We start from the raw sequence: 565 nt of genomic DNA, 5'->3' as shown, positions 1-565 counted from the left end.
TCAATGCTTCGCTGGACTGGACCCTGGGCGCCAACCTGGAGAACCTGGTTCTGCGTGGCAGCGACAACCTCAACGGCACTGGTAACGCGCTCAACAACATCATCACCGGTAACGCCGGCAACAACATCCTTGATGGCGGTGCCGGCATCGACACCCTCACCGGCGGTGCTGGCGACGACACCTACATCGTCGACAGTCAGAGCGACAAGGTCATCGAGGCAGCCGGCGAAGGCCATGATGTGATTCGTTCCTCCGTGAGCTACACCCTGGCGGCCAACGTTGAAGACGGCGTGCTGCTGGGCACTGCCAACCTCAACTTCGCCGGCAACGCCCTCGACAACGTGCTGACCGGCAACGCCGGCAACAACATCCTCGACGGTTACGCGGGCGCCGACACCATGATCGGCGGCGACGGTGACGACAGTTACTTCGTCGACAGCCAAAGCGACAAGATCATCGAAGCGGTCGGCGAAGGCCACGACGTGGTTCGCACCACTGTCAGCTACACCCTGTCGGCCAACGTCGAGGACGGCATCCTGCTGGGCACCGCCAACCTCAACTTCGC

Annotated in this window: 1 pseudogene; it reads left to right on the top strand. The window is 62.3% G+C overall.

What is annotated here, in order from left to right:
- Positions 1 to 565: pseudogene (locus tag J5M57_RS27955) on the top strand (hypothetical protein); the annotation flags it as partial.

The sequence above is a fragment of the Pseudomonas sp. 86_A genome (assembly GCF_017491705.1).
Classification (GTDB): Bacteria; Pseudomonadota; Gammaproteobacteria; order Pseudomonadales; family Pseudomonadaceae; genus Aquipseudomonas; species Aquipseudomonas koreensis.
Note: the sequence above shows the minus strand (reverse complement) of the source record. Positions and strands in the feature narration are given on the sequence as shown.